Source organism: Arthrobacter crystallopoietes BAB-32 (genome assembly GCF_000328305.2).
GTDB classification, from domain to species: domain Bacteria; phylum Actinomycetota; class Actinomycetes; order Actinomycetales; family Micrococcaceae; genus Crystallibacter; species Crystallibacter crystallopoietes_A.
On the sequence record NZ_ANPE02000072.1, the window covers coordinates 1 to 17,959 of the forward strand.

At 66.7% G+C, this 17,959-nt stretch carries 11 protein-coding genes and 1 pseudogene; 11 read left to right on the forward strand and 1 reads right to left on the reverse strand.

The features are described from left to right. Nucleotides 1-117 precede the first annotated feature (117 nt). Nucleotides 118-1,062, reverse strand: a complete 945-nt coding sequence (locus D477_RS03840) for a siderophore ABC transporter substrate-binding protein (protein WP_005267452.1) — start codon at nt 1,060-1,062, stop codon at nt 118-120. A gap of 168 nt (nt 1,063-1,230) precedes the next feature. Between D477_RS03840 and D477_RS03845 the strand changes: the two genes are divergently transcribed. The 11 genes and pseudogenes from D477_RS03845 (at nt 1,231) to D477_RS03895 (ending at nt 17,946) form a co-directional block, all read left to right on the forward strand. Continuing rightward, nucleotides 1,231-1,977 carry an alpha/beta fold hydrolase gene (locus tag D477_RS03845; RefSeq protein ID WP_005267453.1) on the forward strand — a complete coding sequence of 249 codons (747 nt, stop codon included), beginning with the start codon at nt 1,231-1,233 and terminating at the stop codon, nt 1,975-1,977. Nucleotides 1,978-2,148: 171 nt separating this feature from the next. Continuing rightward, nucleotides 2,149-2,445 carry a co-chaperone GroES gene (gene groES / locus D477_RS03850; protein ID WP_005267454.1) on the forward strand — a complete coding sequence of 99 codons (297 nt, stop codon included), beginning with the start codon at nt 2,149-2,151 and terminating at the stop codon, nt 2,443-2,445. Between the two features lie 58 nt (nt 2,446-2,503). Beyond that, nucleotides 2,504-4,111: a chaperonin GroEL gene (gene groL / locus D477_RS03855; protein WP_005267455.1), complete on the forward strand. Its 1,608-nt coding sequence runs from the start codon at nt 2,504-2,506 to the stop codon at nt 4,109-4,111. A 147-nt stretch (nt 4,112-4,258) separates the two neighbouring features. Further along, a complete protein-coding gene (locus tag D477_RS03860) occupies nt 4,259-5,839 on the forward strand; it encodes a hypothetical protein (RefSeq protein ID WP_150109990.1) in 1,581 nt (526 codons plus the stop codon). Between the two features lie 138 nt (nt 5,840-5,977). Next, complete coding sequence (gene guaB, locus D477_RS03865) at nt 5,978-7,483, forward strand: IMP dehydrogenase (RefSeq protein ID WP_005267457.1); 1,506 nt, start codon at nt 5,978-5,980, stop codon at nt 7,481-7,483. Nucleotides 7,484-7,690: 207 nt separating this feature from the next. Then, a complete protein-coding gene (locus D477_RS03870; RefSeq protein WP_005267458.1) occupies nt 7,691-8,827 on the forward strand; it encodes a GuaB3 family IMP dehydrogenase-related protein in 1,137 nt (378 codons plus the stop codon). Between the two features lie 20 nt (nt 8,828-8,847). Beyond that, nucleotides 8,848-10,575 (forward strand): glycerol-3-phosphate dehydrogenase/oxidase, encoded by a 1,728-nt coding sequence (locus D477_RS03875; protein WP_005267459.1) that lies wholly within the window; start codon nt 8,848-8,850, stop codon nt 10,573-10,575. Nucleotides 10,576-10,626: 51 nt separating this feature from the next. Further along, nucleotides 10,627-11,487, forward strand: a complete 861-nt coding sequence (locus D477_RS03880; RefSeq protein ID WP_052510680.1) for an SURF1 family protein — start codon at nt 10,627-10,629, stop codon at nt 11,485-11,487. Next, nucleotides 11,484-11,981: a DUF3817 domain-containing protein gene (locus D477_RS03885; RefSeq protein ID WP_005267461.1), complete on the forward strand. Its 498-nt coding sequence runs from the start codon at nt 11,484-11,486 to the stop codon at nt 11,979-11,981. Before D477_RS03880 ends, D477_RS03885 begins: the two co-directional genes overlap by 4 nt. Before the next feature lie 188 nt (nt 11,982-12,169). Further along, nucleotides 12,170-13,758 (forward strand): annotated as a pseudogene (guaA, locus tag D477_RS03890) (glutamine-hydrolyzing GMP synthase). A 120-nt stretch (nt 13,759-13,878) separates the two neighbouring features. Then, nucleotides 13,879-17,946, forward strand: a complete 4,068-nt coding sequence (locus D477_RS03895) for a DUF4011 domain-containing protein (protein WP_043845534.1) — start codon at nt 13,879-13,881, stop codon at nt 17,944-17,946. Nucleotides 17,947-17,959 lie beyond the last annotated feature (13 nt).

Consider the following 17,959-nt stretch of genomic DNA (forward strand, 5'->3'; position numbering starts at 1 on the left):
TCCGGGTGGCCCGCTCAGCTGCTGCCGGGGCTCTCTGGGTCACTGTGGAGGAAGCCATAGTCGCCTTGCCTGCGCTGCCGAAGGCCCCGCCAGGGAACCTTCGGCAGCGGAAGCTGGTTACTCCGTGACGGCTTCCTGCACGGCGCCGATCATGGCGTCGACATTGTTGAGGCCGTAGCCGACCAGGTACCAGGAGGCGGAGTCGAGGTAGGTGATGTTGCCGTTCTTCGCGGCGTCGGTGCCGTTGACCAGTTCGTTGTCCAGCGCGGCGGAAGCGGCCTGGCCGGCCTCGCCGGTGGCGGCATCGCGGTCGATGACGAACAGGTGCGCCGGGTTCTTCTCGGCGATGTACTCGAAGGAGATGGCCTCGCCGTGCGAGCCTTCGGCCTTGACATCGGCTGCGGTCTGGACGCCGAGGACGTCATGGACGAGGCCGAAGCGGGAGCCGGCGCCGTAAGCGGTCAGTTCGCCGCCGCTGGTCATCACGATCAGGCCGGTGCCGGCGTCCGCTGCGGCAGCCTTGGTCTCTTCGATGCGGGTGTCGATGGCCGCCAGCTTCTCCTTGGCTTCGGCTTCCTTGCCGAAGATCCCGCCGAGCGTGGCGGTGTTTTCCTTGAATGAAGCGATCGGGTCGGCCATGTCGACGCTCACATCGATGGTGGGCGCGATCTTGCTCAGCTCAGGGTACGCCTCTGCGGTGCGGCCGGAGATGATGATCAGGTCCGGTGCGCCTTCGCTGATGGCCTCGAAGTCGGGTTCCTTCATGGAGCCGATCTTGGTCACCGAGTCCTCGCTGTACTTGGCCAGGGATTCGGGGTAGACCGCCTGCGGGACTCCGTCGACCTCGACACCGAGGGCATCGAGCGTGTCGAGCGCACCCAGATCGAAGGTGTAGACGGTCTCGGGGTTGGCGGGAACTTCGGTGGTGCCCTGCGCGTGCTCGACAGTGACGGTTTCGCCCTCCGTCCCGGTGGCGGAAGCGCCCTGGCCGCAGGCACTGAGTGCGAACAGTGACGCTGCGGCGGAGACCGCCAGTAGTCGGGACTTCACGGTCGAGTTCATATCTGGCTCCAATATGATCGGATTCGGAGAGCCTGTCGCCCTCCGGCAATAGGCCACAAAAGCGTTAGCTAATTTCTGCGCGCCTTTGCAGACTAGCGGTTAGGTTAGCCTTACCGCAAAACGGTCTGCCCGAAAAAGACGTTGCGCGTCAGGGAAAGGGGGTAGAGCGTGCACATCGACCATGCAGGCGATCGAGGTGGTCACGTCCTGCTGCTGATTCATGGCGGCGGGGTGGCCGGCTGGATGTGGAAGCGGCAGGTGCAGCAGTTCTCCGGCCGGTTCCACGTTGTCGTCCCGGACCTGCCCGGGCACGGGACGAGCTCGGCTGAGGACTTCGCCAGCATCGGCCAGACGGCGGATGAACTCGCCGGGCTGCTCGCCGGACTGCGCACCGGCGGCGTGAAGATCACTGTCGTCGGGTTCTCGCTCGGAGCGCAGATCGCCGTGGACCTGGTGTCGCGGTATCCCGGACTGGTGGACAGTGCGGTCATTGTGAGCGCCCTGGCTGTCCCATTGGCCTTAGGTACGGCGGCCGCGCGGGCGGCCGGATGGCTGATGCCGCTGGCCAGGAGGCGCTGGTTCGCGAGATTGCAGGCCCGTGCCCTGGCCATCCGGGACGACATGTTCGACGACTACTACCGGACCACGGCAGCCATCGGCGGCCGAACCATGGAGGCTGTGCTGCGGGGGAACGCGGCCTTCGGTATCCCGGATGGCTGGCGCCGCACCGCAACACCGGCCCTCGTCGTCGTCGGCCAAAAGGAAAAGGCGGTCATGAAGCGCTCGGCTGCGCTCCTCGCGGAAGCCCACCCGTCAGGCCGGCTGCTCATCGTGGACGGGGCCGGACACGGCCTGCCATTGCAGGATCCGGAGCGTTTCCGGACGATTCTCGCTGCCGCTGCGGCCGACAGATGACGCCGTTGGCACTCGCCTTGACCGAGTGCTAATCCTGCGCATAGAGTCGGTGTTAGCACTCTCACCGTACGGGTGCCAACCCTTCAAGGAGCCTTCCGCCGGCACCGCGACGACGGCGGAAAAGTCCTTGGCCAAGTACCTATTCGTAGCTCATGCAAAGGAGAGAGCCGAGTGTCGGTCTCTATCAAGCCTCTTGAGGATCGTATTGTTGTCCAGCCGCTCGAAGCAGAGCAGACCACCGCTTCCGGCCTGGTCATCCCGGACACCGCCAAGGAAAAGCCGCAGGAAGGCAAGGTTGTCGCAGTTGGACCGGGTCGTGTTGACGACAACGGCAACCGCGTCCCCGTCGACGTAGCCGAAGGCGACGTTGTCATCTACTCCAAGTACGGCGGAACCGAAGTGAAGCACAGCGGCCAGGAATACCTGGTGCTTTCCGCCCGCGACGTCCTGGCGATCGTCGTAAAGTAAGTTTTCCGATGACCCCGGCCAGGCAACTGGCCGGGGTTTTCTCGATCAAGGAGATCACATGGCAAAGCAGCTGCAGTTCAATGACGCTGCCCGCAAAGCCCTGGAAGCCGGCGTCGACAAGCTGGCCGACACCGTCAAGGTGACCCTCGGCCCGCGCGGCCGCAACGTCGTCCTGGACAAGAAGTGGGGCGCTCCCACCATTACTAACGACGGCGTCACCATCGCCCGCGAAGTAGAGCTCGAGGATCCGTACGAGAACCTCGGCGCCCAGCTGGCCAAGGAAGTCGCCACCAAGACCAACGACGTCGCCGGTGACGGCACCACCACGGCCACCGTCCTGGCGCAGGCTCTGGTCAAGGAAGGCCTGCGCAACGTTGCTGCCGGTGCCGCCCCGGGCGCACTGAAGCAGGGCATCGAGGTTGCTGTCGAGGCAGTGGCCGCACGCCTGCTGGAGAACGCCCGCGAGGTTGAAGGCAAGGTGGCCGAGGTCGCCACCATCTCGGCCCAGAGCCCGGAGATCGGCGAGCTGCTGGCCAAGGCCTTCGAGCAGGTCGGCAAGGATGGCGTCATCACCATCGAAGAGGCCTCCGGCCTGCAGACCGAACTGGCCCTGACCGAGGGCATGCAGTTCGACAAGGGCTACCTCTCGCCCTACTTCATCACCGACGCCGAGCGCCAGGAAGCCGTTCTCGAAGACGCGCTCATCCTGATCAACCAGGGCAAGATCTCCTCGGTTCAGGAATTCCTGCCGCTGCTGGAGAAGGCCCTGCAGGCCGGCAAGCCGCTGTTCGTCATCGCCGAAGACATCGAAGGCGAAGCCCTGTCCACCCTCGTGGTCAACAAGATCCGCGGCACCCTCAACGTGGTTGCCGTCAAGGCCCCGGGCTTCGGCGACCGCCGCAAGGCCATGCTGCAGGACATCGCCATCCTCACCGGTGCGCAGGTTGTCTCGCCGGATCTGGGCCTGAAGCTGGACCAGGTTGGCCTTGAGGTGCTGGGCTCGGCCCGCCGCATCACCGTCACCAAGGACAACACCACCATTGTCGACGGCGCCGGCTCCGAGTCCGACGTGGCCGACCGCATCGCGCAGCTGCGTGCCGAGGTCGAGCGCACTGACTCCGATTGGGACCGCGAGAAGCTGCAGGAACGCCTGGCCAAGCTGGCCGGCGGCATCGGCGTAATCCGCGTCGGCGCAGCCACCGAGGTCGAGATGAAGGAAAAGAAGCACCGCATCGAGGACGCCGTGTCCTCCACCCGCGCTGCTCTTGAGGAAGGCATCGTGGCCGGCGGCGGTACCGCCCTGGTCCACGCCTCCCAGGTCCTGGATACCGACCCGAACGTCCTCGCCCTCGAAGGCGACGCCGCCACCGCCGTCGGACTGGTCCGCCGTGCGCTGGTCCAGCCGCTGCGCTGGATCGCCGAGAACGCCGGCTACGAAGGCTACGTCGTGGTCTCGCGCGTTGCCGACCTCGAGGTCAACAAGGGCTTCAACGCCGCCACCGGCGAGTACGAGGACCTGGTCGACGCGGGCGTCATCGACCCCGTCAAGGTGACCCGCTCCGCCCTGCGCAACGCAGCGTCGATCGCGGCCCTGGTTCTCTCCACCGAAACCCTGGTTGCGGAGAAGCCTTCCGACGAAGACGAGCACGCAGGCCACAGCCACTAACGGCAATGGCAGGACGTCCGCCTAGGTCGTCCAAACCTTGGAGGGGATCCGGCGTTCGTCCGGGTCCCCTCCAGTGGTTCCCAAGGGTTATCCACAGTCCGGCAGATCCTTATCGCGCAGCGGCGGCTGCTCCGCTTGACTGGCCGCATGGGAATCACTCACAGATGCCTCGCGCTCGCCGTCCTGCCGCTAGCAGCGGCCATTGCCTTGTCGGCATGCACTGCTCCCGGCAATGCCGATGGCGGGACGTCGCCCGAAGCCAGCGCCCAGGCGGTCGAGGAGCCTGAACGAGATCTCGGCCCAGCCCACCGGCTTTGGACGCAGGAGCTGGACGTCGTCGGCCAGCCTCAGGCGAAGGACGGAACGGCCATCGCCTTTGCCGCCAAGGACCGCGGCCTGGAAATTGTGGCCCTGGATTCGGCCACCGGCAAGGTGAAGTGGCGCCACCCGGCGACGCCCGGACAGCGTTTCGCCGGGACGGCTCCGCGTGCGGCGTTCATCGAACTCGAAGATGGCAGGGAAGCAGTGGCTTTCGCTGCCCCCGGCGACTTCAGCTACGAATGGATCAAACCGGAGTGGTGGCCCTGGCTGGACCGCATTCGAATCGTCGACGCCGCCAGCGGGAAGACCATCAGCATGAGTGAAGGCGTGGTGGTCCACGCCGGCGTCTACTCCTGTAACGATGATGCGAAGGCAGTGTGTTTCGACGGCGAAGGGGTCTTCGGCGACCGGACCCGGATGAGGTACTCCGCGCAGAGCGGTGACTTCGAAGTAGATCCGATCATGCAGGGCATGCCACCTGAGGCGGATGCGGTCGGCGATGGTGGCCTTTACGCGTTCTCCGGATCCGGTGGCATGCGTTACGGGATCGGCCAGATGCAGGACGAACGCATTGGCTGGGAACTCGGAGCGGTTTCCGCCTTCGGCCCGGGGATCAATAGACGGTCGTCCTTCCAGCATCAGTACCTCGACGAGCATGATCTGCTCCTCCTGGGATTCGACCTAACGTCACCTTCGGAGGAGGGCGGCCGGGTCGACTTGGCCCGCAACCGGATTACAGCTGTGAATGCCAAAACCGGACAGTTGATCTGGGACGCCCCGGCGCAGGATTGCAACAATCAACTGGATGTGGGGCCGTTCGCGCTGGACGACAAGTCCTACCGCGGAATCCGCTGCAAGACCACCGGAACGATGATCGTTGACAAGGACGGGAACAAGACGTTCGAGAACGTCACGGTCGTGGTGGAAGGCTTTGACATGGTCACAGGAGAGGCCGTCTGGACCGTCGACGCGGGGTCCGATGAGAAATTCCTGCATGGGCCGGCCCGGCAGGCACCGGGGGACGGGCTCAAGCAGCGGCTGAGCCTGAACGGTGAGGAAATGTGGCTGGACGCCGCCTCCGGTAAAACCAGCCCTATTGCAGAGGAAGAATACGACAGGGCAAGCCGACTGTGCCTCGTGGAACGGTCCTACGAATACTGGCGCGCGCAGAGACCTGAGGAGAAGGCGCCGAGCGAGCGGGGAGGCGGCTCTCTGGCAGCCACTTGCGGAGACGGCAGGAAATTGCCCCCTGCAGTTGCAGAAGTGGATGGCGCGGGTACACGGGATGGGGGCGTCGTTATGGTCGCTTACGAAGGCAAGCTGGCCGGCTACGACATGCCGCAGGAACCGGAACCATCGGACGGCCCGTCCGGTGATGCCGCAGTGCAGGTGGAGGGCCAGGAGTAACGTTGACCACATAACCATCCGCGGGAAATAGAGGCACAGGGCGAATGGTTCTAGGATGTATCTACCCACCGAAACCATCCCGGCCGCTGCCCGTTCCCCCCGCTTCCGGTGCGCCGGCATGTACCGAAAGGCCCGAGAGTGTCCGAAGAATTCAACCCGTTTGCCTTTGAGGGCCTGACTTACGACGACGTGCTGCTGCTCCCCGGCCCCACGGACGTGATCCCCTCGGAGGCTGATACCAGTTCGCGGCTGTCGAAGCGCATCACCGTGCAGACGCCTTTGCTGTCTGCGGCCATGGACACCGTGACGGAATCGCGCATGGCCATCGCGATGGCACGGCAGGGCGGACTCGGCGTGATCCACCGCAATCTTTCCATCCAGGACCAGGCCGAGCATGTCGACCGGGTCAAGCGGAGCGAGTCCGGCATGATCACCAACCCGGTGACCATTTCCCCGGACGCCACGCTTGGCGAACTGGACGATCTTTGCCGCAACTACCGCGTGTCAGGCCTGCCGGTCGTGGACGGCAACGGCAAGCTGCTCGGCATCTGCACCAACCGCGACACCCGTTTTGTGGCCAAGGCTGACTACGACACGGTCAAGGTCGATGAAGTGATGACCAAGATGCCGCTGATCACGGGACACGTGGGCATCAGCCGCGCGGAGGTCATCGAACTGCTCGGCAAGAACCGCATCGAAAAGCTTCCGCTGGTCGACGGCGAGGGAATCCTGCGCGGCCTGATCACCGTCAAGGACTTCGATAAGGCCGAGCAGTACCCGCTGGCCACCAAGGATGACGAGGGCCGCCTGCGTGTCGGCGCTGCCATCGGCTTCTTCGGCGACGGCTACGAGCGCGGCATGACGATGATCGACGCCGGCGTCGACTTGCTGGTCGTCGACACCGCCAACGGCCACAGCCATGGCGTGCTGGACATGATCGCGCGGCTGAAGAAGGATCCAGCTGCGGCCCACGTGGATATCATTGGCGGGCAGGCCGCGACCCGCGAAGGCGCGCAGGCCCTGATCGACGCCGGAGCTGACGCGATCAAGGTCGGCGTCGGCCCCGGCTCCATCTGTACCACCCGCGTCGTTGCCGGCGTCGGCGTCCCGCAGGTCACAGCGATCTACGAGTCTGCCAAGGCCGCGATCCCGGCCGGCGTTCCGGTCATCGCCGACGGCGGGCTGCAGTACTCAGGCGATATCGGCAAGGCCTTGGTGGCCGGCGCCGATACCGTGATGCTCGGTTCGCTGCTCGCCGGTGCCGCCGAAAGCCCGGGCGACCTGGTCTTCGTCAACGGCAAGCAGTTCAAGGCCTACCGCGGCATGGGTTCGCTGGGGGCCATGCAGACCCGCGGCAAGAACACGTCCTACTCGAAGGACCGCTACTTCCAGGCGGACGTGCCGGACGACGAGAAGCTCATCCCCGAAGGCATCGAAGGGCAGGTTCCGTACCGCGGCCCGCTCGCAGCCGTGGCGCACCAGCTGGTCGGCGGCCTGCGCCAGACGATGTTCTACACCGGCGCCCGCACCATTGCGGAGCTCAAGGAGAAGGGCAAGTTCGTGCGGATTACCGGTGCCGGACTCAAGGAGTCCCACCCGCACGACATCATGATCACGGCCGAAGCACCGAACTACAAGCGGTAGCCGGGCCACATCGACGGCGCCGTTCCCCACACAGGGGAGCGGCGCCGTCGTGCATTCGGGGCCGCAGCAGGTGCTTGGCGGACGCGCTGGAGCCCATCCTTGGGCGGAATGGGGTGCGGCCCCGCAAGCTCACGGCATCGGCTGCAGCGTAGGTTGCGGCAGGACACAGGTCCCGGATCCGCGCCGCCGTTGGGATAACCTAGAGCCGTGACTTACGAGATTGAAATTGGCCGTGGCAAGCGTGGGCGCCGTGCCTACTCCCTCGACGATGTAGCCATCGTCCCGTCCCGGCGGACGCGCGACCCCAAGGACGTCTCGGTCAAGTGGCAGATCGACGCCTACCAGTTCGAGATGCCCGTCGTCGCCGCGCCGATGGACTCGGTCATGTCGCCGGCCACCGCGATCACCATGGGCAAGCTCGGGGGCTTGGGCGTGCTCAACCTCGAGGGCCTCTGGACCCGGTACGAGGACCCGCAGCCGCTGCTGGACGAAATCGCCGCCCTCAGCGAGGAGAACTTCAGCCCGGCAGCAACCCTGCGGATGCAGGAAATCTACAACGCCCCCATCCAGCCGGAACTCATCACCTCCCGGCTGGCCGAGATCCGCGAATCCGGCGTGACCGTAGCCGGTTCGCTCACGCCGCAGCGCACGCAGGAGTTCTACAAGACCGTCGTGGCCGCCGGCGTCGACATCTTCGTCATCCGCGGCACCACGGTCTCCGCCGAGCACGTCTCGCGCGAGCACGAACCGCTGAACCTCAAGCAGTTCATCTACGAACTCGATGTCCCGGTCATTGTCGGCGGCGCGGCGGGCTACACCCCGGCGCTGCACCTGATGCGCACCGGTGCGGCCGGCGTCCTGGTCGGCTTCGGCGGCGGGGCAACAACGACGACGAGGCGGGCTTTGGGGATCCACTCGCCGTTGGCTTCGGCCATCTCCGATGTGGCTGCGGCGCGCCGGGACTACATGGACGAATCCGGCGGCCGCTATGTGCATGTGATTGCCGACGGCGGACTGGGCACCAGCGGCGACATCATCAAGGCCGTCGCCATGGGCGCCGACGCGGTCATGCTCGGCGCCGCCCTGGCCCGCGCCGAGGAAGCCCCGGGACAGGGGTGGCACTGGGGCCAGGAGGCCCACCACCACGAGCTGCCGCGCGGCGACCGCGTCAAGGTGGGCACCGTTGGTCCGCTGGAGGAAGTGCTGTACGGCCCGTCCCACCACACCAACGGCACCTCGAACCTGGTGGGTGCGCTGCGCCGTTCGATGGCGACCACCGGCTACTCTGACCTGAAGGAGTTCCAGCGGTGCGAGGTAGTCCTCGCCCCGTACCAGATCGACTGACGACGCTCGGAGGTCCCACCGTGAGCACGACCGCTGCCCTTAGCCCGGAAAGCCGGAGCCGAGCCCTCTCGGCGCTGCGGGAAACCGGGCGGAGCGGACACGAACTGGACATCCTGATCGTCGGCGGCGGGGTGGTCGGTGCCGGTGCCGCGCTGGACGCGGTGACGCGCGGGCTGGACGTCGGAATCGTGGAGGCCCGTGACTGGTCTTCCGGAACGTCGTCGCGGTCCTCCAAGCTCATCCATGGCGGCCTGCGCTACCTGGAGATGCTCGACTTCGGCCTGGTCCGCGAGGCGCTGCAGGAACGCGGCCTGCTGCTGCAGCGGATCGCTCCGCACCTGGTCCGGCCCGTCCCCTTCCTGTACCCGCTGACCAAACGGTTCGTGGAACGCCCCTACGTAGGGGCTGGCGTCGCGCTTTACGATGCGCTCTCCGTCGCCACCGGACACGGCCGGGGGATGCCATTCCACAAGCACTTGTCCCGGCACAGCACGCTGCGGGCGGCGCCGAGCCTGAAGAAGGAGGCGCTGGTCGGGTCGGTGCGCTATTACGACGCACAGGTCGACGACGCGCGGCTGGTGGTGAACCTGGTGCGCACCGCTGCCGACTACGGGGCGCACGCAGCCAACCGGCTTAAGGTGGTCAATTTCCTGCGCGAGGGCGAACGCGTGGTCGGCGCCCGGGTGCAGGACCAGGAGGACGGCGCGGAATTCGACATCCGGGCCCGCCAGATCGTCAACGCCACCGGAGTCTGGACGGACGAGACCCAGGCCATGGTGACGGGCCGCGGGCAGCTGAAGGTCCGGGTCTCCAAGGGCATCCACCTGGTGGTGCCGCGGGACCGCTTCCAGTCCACCGTGGGCCTCATCCTTCGCACTGAGAAGTCCGTGCTGTTCGTGATTCCGTGGGGACGGCACTGGATCATCGGCACCACCGACACCGACTGGAACCTGGACAAGGTGCACCCGGCGGCGACCGCGAAGGACATCGATTACCTGCTGGACCACGTCAACGAAGTGCTCACCACGCCGCTGACGCGCGAGGATGTCGAAGGGGTCTACGCCGGCCTGCGGCCGCTGCTGGCAGGGGAGAACGATTCCACCGCCAAACTCTCGCGCGAGCACGTTGTGGCGCACCCGGTGCCGGGGCTGGTGGTCGTCGCCGGCGGCAAGTACACGACCTACCGGATTATGGCGCGGGACGCAGTGGACGAGGCCGTCCGGGCGCTGGACGAGCGTGTCCCGCCGAGCTGCACGGAATCGGTGCCGCTGCTCGGTGCCCCGGGGTTCAAGGCCAAGTGGAACAAGCGCAGCCGGCTCGCGTCGCGGGCGGGGGTCCACGTGGCGCGGGTGGAGCACCTGCTCAACCGGTACGGCTCGCTGGCAGAGGAAGTGCTGGCCCTGATCGCCTCGGACCCGGAGCTTGCCGAACCGCTGCCGGGCGCCGATGACTACCTGCGCGCCGAGGTGGTGTACGCCGTGACCCACGAGGGCGCCCGGCACGTGGACGACGTCCTGACCCGGCGCACGCGGATTTCGATCGAAGCCTGGGACCGCGGGGTCTCCGCCGCCCCGATCGTCGCGGATCTGATGGCCCCGCTGCTCGGCTGGAGCCCGGAGCAGCAGGAGCGCGAAACCAAGTACTACCTGGCCCGGGTCGAGGCCGAACGGCTCAGCCAGGAGCAGCCGGACGACGCGGCGGCGGACTCGGCACGGATGGCGGTGGAGGACATCGTCCCGCTGGCCTGAGCGAACAGCTTGGATTCGGTTTTCTACAAAGGGACGAAGTAGGGTTAATGGGTGTTGAAAACTGCCCTCAAGCCCCGCTGGATCGCGGCGCTGGTGCTTGCGCTGGCCATCGCCACGGTCTTCGTGCTGCTGAGCCAGTGGCAGTTTTCGGCCTCCCGCAGCGAAGCACCGCCGCCGCCGTCGCAGACGGAAACCGTCCGGCCGCTGACCGAATCCTTCCAGCCCGGCACGCCGATGGCCGCCTCGGAAGCGGACCAGATGGTCTCCTTCAGCGGCCGGTTCCGGCCCCAGGACCAGGTCCTGGTACAGGACAGGCTGCACGAGGGTGACAACGGCTACTGGGTGGTGACCGGCTTCGCCGTCGACGGCGCGCCGCAGCTGGACGGCGAAGACGTCATGATTCCCGTGGTCCGCGGCTGGATCGCCGATCCTGCGGACGCCACCGCCGCACCGGAGGGCGAGGCCACCGTCGTCGGGCGTTTGCTGCCCACGGAAGCCCCGGCCGCGGAACGCCCGGTGCCCGGGCAGGTGCCCACGCTGTCCGTCGCCGAGCTGATCAACCTGTGGGATGCCCCGTCCTATTCGGGATTCGTCACCGCCACGGCACTGACCGTGGCCGGCGAGGACCTCGGGGACGGAACCGCAGGCACCGACCTGCGCCCCGTCGTCGTTGGCGCCCAGCCGCAGGAAACGCCCATCAACTGGATGAACGTGTTCTACGCGGTCGAATGGGTGGTCTTTGCCGGTTTCGCCATCTTCCTCTGGTGGCGCCTGGTGGCCGACGACTACCGCCGCACGCTTGAGGACGAAGAATTCGCCGCCGCAGAGGCCCGGTACCAGGCCGGGCAGGACGCCGGCGATGAGCAGGACGGTGCATCCACGAATGCACCCAGGAACGAGGTATCCCCGTGACAGACAACAATCCGCAGCAGACCGGCCAGCGGCCCGCCCGGCCGGCGAAGCGGCGCTTCGGCGGCACGCACGCGCAGATCCGCTCCGCGCTGAAGTTCTACAAGGCCACCTCGTGGATCACCGGCGTGATGCTGCTGCTGCTCTGCCTCGAAATGATCCTGCGCTACGGGTTCAATCTCTTCCTGTTCGCCGGGACCACCAACACATTGACCGGCGAACCGCTGGCTTTCGGCCTGGCCCAGGCCGAGCCGTCCGTGATGGAAGGCGGCGTCAATCTCTCCATCGCCGTGCTGATCGCCCACGGCTGGCTGTACGTGCTGTACCTGATTGCCGACTTCCGGCTGTGGTCGCTGATGCGCTGGCCGTTCACCCGCTTCATCCTGATCGCCCTCGGCGGCGTGATTCCCTTCCTGTCCGTCATCCTGGAGAAGAAGGTCCACCGCGAGGTCGAGCAGGACCTGGCCGCCCACCCCGAGGCCGCAAAGCGCTACTGACGCCCCGCTCCGGTCTCCGGCGCAGTGGACCCGTGCCGCCTCCGGGGTCCGGCGCACTCCGCCGTGCCGCCTCCGGTGCACCCCTCGCCATGGTGAGCTAACGACGGCGGTCCCTGGCCGCCGTCGTTAGCCGTACCTGCAGGAGGTGCGATGTGCATGCAGCGATCGGCGCCGACTATCCTAGACGGGTGACTAATCCTCCCCCCGCCGTTCCGGACCACCGGCCTGTCCTCGTTGTCGACTACGGGGCCCAGTATGCGCAGCTGATTGCCCGGCGCGTACGCGAGGCCAACGTGTACTCGGAAGTTGTTCCCCACACCTACACCACCGAGCAGCTGCTGGCGAAGAACCCGGCAGCGATCATTCTGTCCGGTGGGCCCTCGAGCGTGTACGCCGAAGGTGCCCCCGCGGTGGAGCCGCAGCTGTTTGAAGCCGGCGTTCCGGTCTTCGGCATCTGCTACGGCTTCCAGGCCATGGCCAACGCGCTCGGCGGCAAGGTGGCCCGGACCGGGTTGCGTGAATATGGCGCGACCGACGCCACGACGGTGGGAGCCGCCCGCTCTATCCTGGCCGGCATGCCGGAAGTGCAGACAACCTGGATGAGCCATGGCGATTCGGTCCATGAGGCGCCCGAAGGTTTCGACGTCCTGGCGAGCACCGCCGGCGCTCCCGTCGCCGCTTTTGCTAACGAGGCCAAGGCGCTTTACGGCGTGCAGTGGCATCCCGAAGTCAAGCACTCCGACCTCGGCCAGCAGGTTCTTGAGAACTTCCTCTTCAAGGGTGCCGGGCTCAAGGCCGATTGGACCACCGGAAACATCGTCGAAGAGCAAGTGGAGCGCATTCGCGCCCAGGTCGGCAGCTCCCGGGTCATCTGTGGCCTCTCCGGCGGCGTTGATTCCGCGGTGGCCGCGGCGCTGGTGCAGCGTGCCGTGGGGGACCAGTTGACCTGCGTGTTCGTGGATCACGGCCTGCTGCGTGAGGGCGAGGCCGAACAGGTTGAACGGGACTACGTTGCCGCCACCGGCGTCAAGCTGTACGTGGCCAACGAGCAGGAGCGCTTCCTGAAGGCCCTTGCCGGCGTCACCGACCCGGAAACCAAGCGCAAGATCATCGGCCGGGAGTTCATCCGCGCCTTCGAAGAAGCCGAGCGCGCCATCATCGCCGAGGCCGCGGCCCACGGCGAGAGCATCGATTTCCTGGTCCAGGGGACGCTGTACCCGGATGTGGTGGAATCCGGTGGCGGCGAGGGCGCAGCCAACATCAAGAGCCACCACAACGTCGGCGGCCTGCCCGAGGACCTTCGCTTCGAGCTCGTCGAGCCGCTGCGCAACCTGTTCAAGGACGAAGTACGTGCGGTCGGTGCCCAGCTCGGCCTGCCCGCGGAAATCGTCGGCCGCCAGCCGTTCCCCGGGCCCGGCTCGGGATCCGCATTGTCGGTGAGATCACCGCCGAACGGCTTGATCTCTTGCGAAAGGCCGACGCGATCGCCCGGGCCGAACTGACGTCCGCCGGCCTGGACAACGAGGTCTGGCAGATGCCGGTGGTGCTGCTGGCGGATGTCCGCAGCGTCGGCGTCCAGGGTGACGGCCGGACCTACGGGCACCCGATCGTGCTCCGCCCGGTCAGTAGCGAAGACGCCATGACCGCGGACTGGTCGCGGCTGCCGTACGATCTGCTGGCGCGCATCTCCAACCGGATCACAAACGAAGTCGAAGGTGTCAACCGGGTTGTGCTGGACGTGACGAGCAAGCCCCCGGGAACCATCGAGTGGGAATAGGATTCCCAGTCGCGGGTGGCTGCAGCGTGCACAGCGTGAAGCTGTGAACTGACGGGCAATTTATTCCGGTCAGTGTTGCGGTCACCCGTTTCCGCTTTTGAATCGGATAGCTTGAGTGGCATGCCGATTTGGTCAAGGCTTGTGTCGAGTGAAGAGAAGAAGGTAGCCGTGTCTCGCAACCGCGCTGTCGAAGCGGACGGGGGGATCCTGGCCCACTGGCTGCAGCAGTTGGGCCAGCACGCAGGAACAGACACTCTGCTGTACTACGCGCCGACTCCGACCAACAGCATCGATCTGACGCACGCGCATCCCTCCGGGCTGGCCCAGCTGCTGACCGGCCGCCGCACCCGGATTTCCACACTGCTGCGGGACCCGGCACACTATGCCGCTGCCATGAAGACCGCCCGCTCGTTGCGGGCGAAGATTTTCGAACTCGGCAATGAACGGGGCATCGACGTCGGCTATTTGGCTGCCGGAACTGCGTCCTGGCGGGTTCCCGAGGTTGGCCGTTCCGAAGCGCTGTACGCTCCCGTGATGCTTGCGCCGGTGGCCCTCACCGTCCGGCCGAGCCAGGATGATTTCGAACTCCAGCTGACGGACCAGGCCAGGCTGAATCCGGCCATGGTCCGCCATCTGCGGCATGAGCAGGGACTCGAGTTCGACGCCGACGCCGTGGCCCGGCTGGCCTACGGTACCGCCCGGTTCGATCCGCACCCGGTGCTGGAGCGGCTTCGGATCCTGACGCAGGATGTGCGCAGCATGACAATCGAGCACCACCTGCTCGTCTCGACCTTCGCGGATGTGGCCCACGCGGTCGACCCGGCCACCGTGGATGCAGACCATCCGGTCCTCAACGCCATGATGGCCGCTGAAATGGACCCCGAGAGCGACATCGACGTTCCCCTCCCGGAATCCGGCCTTCCGCCCCTGGACGAGCGTGCGCCGCAGGACGAGTTCCTGGTCCTGGACGCGGACGCCTCCCAGCAGGAAGTCCTGGACCTCGTACAGGAAGGCCACTCGCTGGTCGTCGCCGCCCCTCCGGGCACTGGGCAGACACAGACGGCCATCAACGCAGCCGCACTGCTGGCTTACGAGGGTAAGTCGGTGCTGGTCGTCGCCGAGCGGAGGGCGACGCTGAACCAGTTCGCCACCCAGCTCGATGAGCTCAAGCTCGGCTCCCTGGTCCTGCAGCTGAACCCGAACCTGACCGGCCAGCAGCTGAAGGACCAGCTGATCCGCGCCATCGTGCGGAACGAAAAGGCCACGGCACCGCAGCTGGAGAAGCTGCACGCCACGCTGGCCGAGCACCGGCACCAGCTGCAGGACCACGTCAAGTCGCTGCACAATGTGCGGAAGCGCTGGAATTGCTCGCCCTACCAGGCCATGCAGTCCCTGGCGAAACTTACCTCGCTGGATCCTGCGCCGGCGACCACCGTGCGGTTGAAGCGGTCCGTGCTGGACAGCATCACGGACCGCGCGGAGCTGACCGGCCGGCTCCGGCGGGCAGCCGAATTGGGCAGCTTCAGCAAGGCGTCCACAACCAGCCCCTGGTTCGGCGCCAAGCTGCACAACCGGAAAGAGACCGAGGACGCCCACGAGCTGGCGGCAAGCCTGGCCCGCGACCTCCCGGAGCTGCGTGCACAAATGGAGCGGGCGGCCGAACACTCCAAGGTCGCTTTGGGCTCCACCTTCCGGGAGTGGGGCGAGCAGTTGCTCCTCCTCGTTTCCGTTCGCAGCAGCCTGGATAAGTTCACCCCGGATATCTTCGATCGTCCGGTGACCGACCTGATCTCGGCCACGGCATCTTCCGGCTGGCGCCGGGAGCGAGGCATCGAGATGAGCTCCATGACGCGCTCCAGGCTGCGTCGGGTGGCCAAGGAATATGTGCGGCCGGGAGTGCACATTTCGGATCTGCACGAGTCGCTGACCGAGGTGCAGGCGCAGCGCACCAAATGGGCCGAATACGCCACAACCCAGCGACACCCCTCTGTGCCGTCCGGCCTGGCGGAACTGAACGGTTTCTATCTGGACGTGCGCCAGCGGCTGGGCAAGCTCGGCGCCTTGCTCGCCGCGCCCGAGGACGGCGTCCAGCTGATGGAACTGGAGCTTGGCCTGCTGGGCAGCCGCCTCGAAGCGCTGGCTGCGGACCGCGAGACCCTGGTGCACTTGCCGGAACGGACGCTGCTGCTGGAACAGATGCGGGAACAGGGACTGGGCGAGCTGCTCGAGGACCTGGCCGACCGCGAAGTCGGTACCGCCAGCGTGGGCGCCGAACTGGACCTTGCCTGGTGGCAGTCCGCGCTGGAAGCGATGATCAGCGGCGATGACTACCTGGCCATGTCCGACGGCGACAACCTCCGCAAGGTTGAGGCCGTTTACCGCCTTGCCGACAACGCGCACGTGGCGTCCGGCCCGTCGCGGCTTCGCTGGGAGCTGGCGCAGAACTGGCGGCATGCCATCAAGAGCAAGCCGAAGGCTGCCGAGCGCCTGCGCGAGCTGCTCAAGTCCGGCGAACCCACGCTGGAAGCGCTGAACGAACAATCGGACGCGCTGGTCTCGGCCTTGATGCCGGTCTGGGCCGCATCGCCGCTGGTGCTGCCCACGGTGCTGCCGGCCGCCCAAAACTTCGACGCCGTCATCATCCTCGACGCGGAGGCGACCAGCCTGCAGTCGGCCGTAGGGGCCATTTGCCGCGCGTCGCAGATCCTTGCGTTCGGTGACGGACAGCTGGGAACCGCTGAGCCGTTCGAAACCAATGTGGACCGCCGTCCTGCAGCCGTTGAAGGGAAGCAGCCCGAGCCGCTGGTCAGTGCCTTCCACGCGCTGGAGCGGGTGCTGCCCGGGCTGCGGCTGACCACGGCCTACCGCGCGGTTGACCTGGGCCTGGCGGAATCCCTGAGCCGTAATTTCTACGGCGGCTCCTTGACCCGGCTGCCGTCCGCGGCGGAACTGACCGGCGGCGACGGGCTGACGGTCGAATACCTGCCGGACGGAACTGGTCTCCCCGGTGCCGGCCACGAGGGAGTCGAAAGCGTTCCGGCCGAAATCAACCGTGTCGTGGACCTGGTGTTCGAGCATGCCCGGTCGCGACCGGCAAGATCGCTGGCAGTTGTCACTGCCACGATGCGCCACGCCGCCCGGATCGGCGAGGCCATCAGGCTCCAGATGCCGAACCATCCCGACACGGCGGAATTCTTCCGTTCCTCGGCCGAATCGTTCCGGGTCGTGCCGCTCCAGCGTGCCTCCGGACTGGTTCGCGACGACATCATTTTCTCCCTGGGCTACGGAAGGACCCCGCACGGCCGCGCCGTCCACAACTTCGGGCCTCTGTCGGAGCCGGATGGCAGGAACAGGTTCGCCATGGCCATGACCCGGGCCCGGCACAACCTGCGCGTGCTGACCTGTTTCCGTCCCGAAGACCTCGACCCGGACAGGCTGAACTACGGCGCGGCCGACTTCTACGAGCTGATTAGCCGCGCGCTGGGAACCGCGCCGACTGGCGTGCAGGCTTCGCCGGCAGGGATTGAGGATCCGCTGGTCGCCGATCTGGTCGAGCGTGTCCGAAGCCGCGGCGCGCGGGTGAAGGACCATTACCACGGCGTGCTGGACATCGTCGCGGCGGCGGAGCCCGGTCTGGTGCTCGACGGTGTCGAGCCGGGACTGCCGGTTGCGCTGGAATCCGACGGCACGGAACAATACCGGAACATGACGGTGCGCGAGCGGAGCCGGCTGCGCCCGCAGCTGCTCGAGCGCCTTGGCTGGCGGCCGCTGACCCTGTGGACGATCGAGGTCTTCACCGATCCCGAGAAGTGCGCCCAGCTGATCGGAGGATATTTGGGACTGAAAGAACCGGACGAAACGAAGCCGGGCAGGCACGCCGCTGCTCCCATGCCGGAAGAAGAGACAGCGGACGTCGCCGCACCCACGGGCGGCTCTGAAGCGGCGGTTGCGGCGCAGGGCACCGGACCGGAGGCGGAACCTGAGATGGAAGCCGGAGATGATCAGGCGCGGGAAGAAGCGCCTGCGGAGCAGCCAGCATCCGCGGAGCAGCCGCCCGCGACCCGAAAGGCCCTGCGCGAACGGGCCATACCCACCAAGGCAGCCGAGGATGAACCCCGGTCCTGGGGCGAACAGGATGCGGACCGGGACGCCTGGCTGAAGGAGCAGCGCCCGCCGCACTGGGGCTAAGCCACCTGCCGCC

Excerpts from the sequence above, each read along its gene's own strand:
- D477_RS03895 (WP_043845534.1), top strand. The coding sequence starts at position 13,879 with ATGCCGATTTGGTCAAGGCTTGTGTCGAGTGAAGAGAAGAAGGTAGCC.
- D477_RS03840 (WP_005267452.1), bottom strand. The coding sequence starts at position 1,062 with ATGAACTCGACCGTGAAGTCCCGACTACTGGCGGTCTCCGCCGCAGCG.
- groL (WP_005267455.1), top strand. The coding sequence starts at position 2,504 with ATGGCAAAGCAGCTGCAGTTCAATGACGCTGCCCGCAAAGCCCTGGAA.
- D477_RS03860 (WP_150109990.1), top strand. The coding sequence starts at position 4,259 with ATGGGAATCACTCACAGATGCCTCGCGCTCGCCGTCCTGCCGCTAGCA.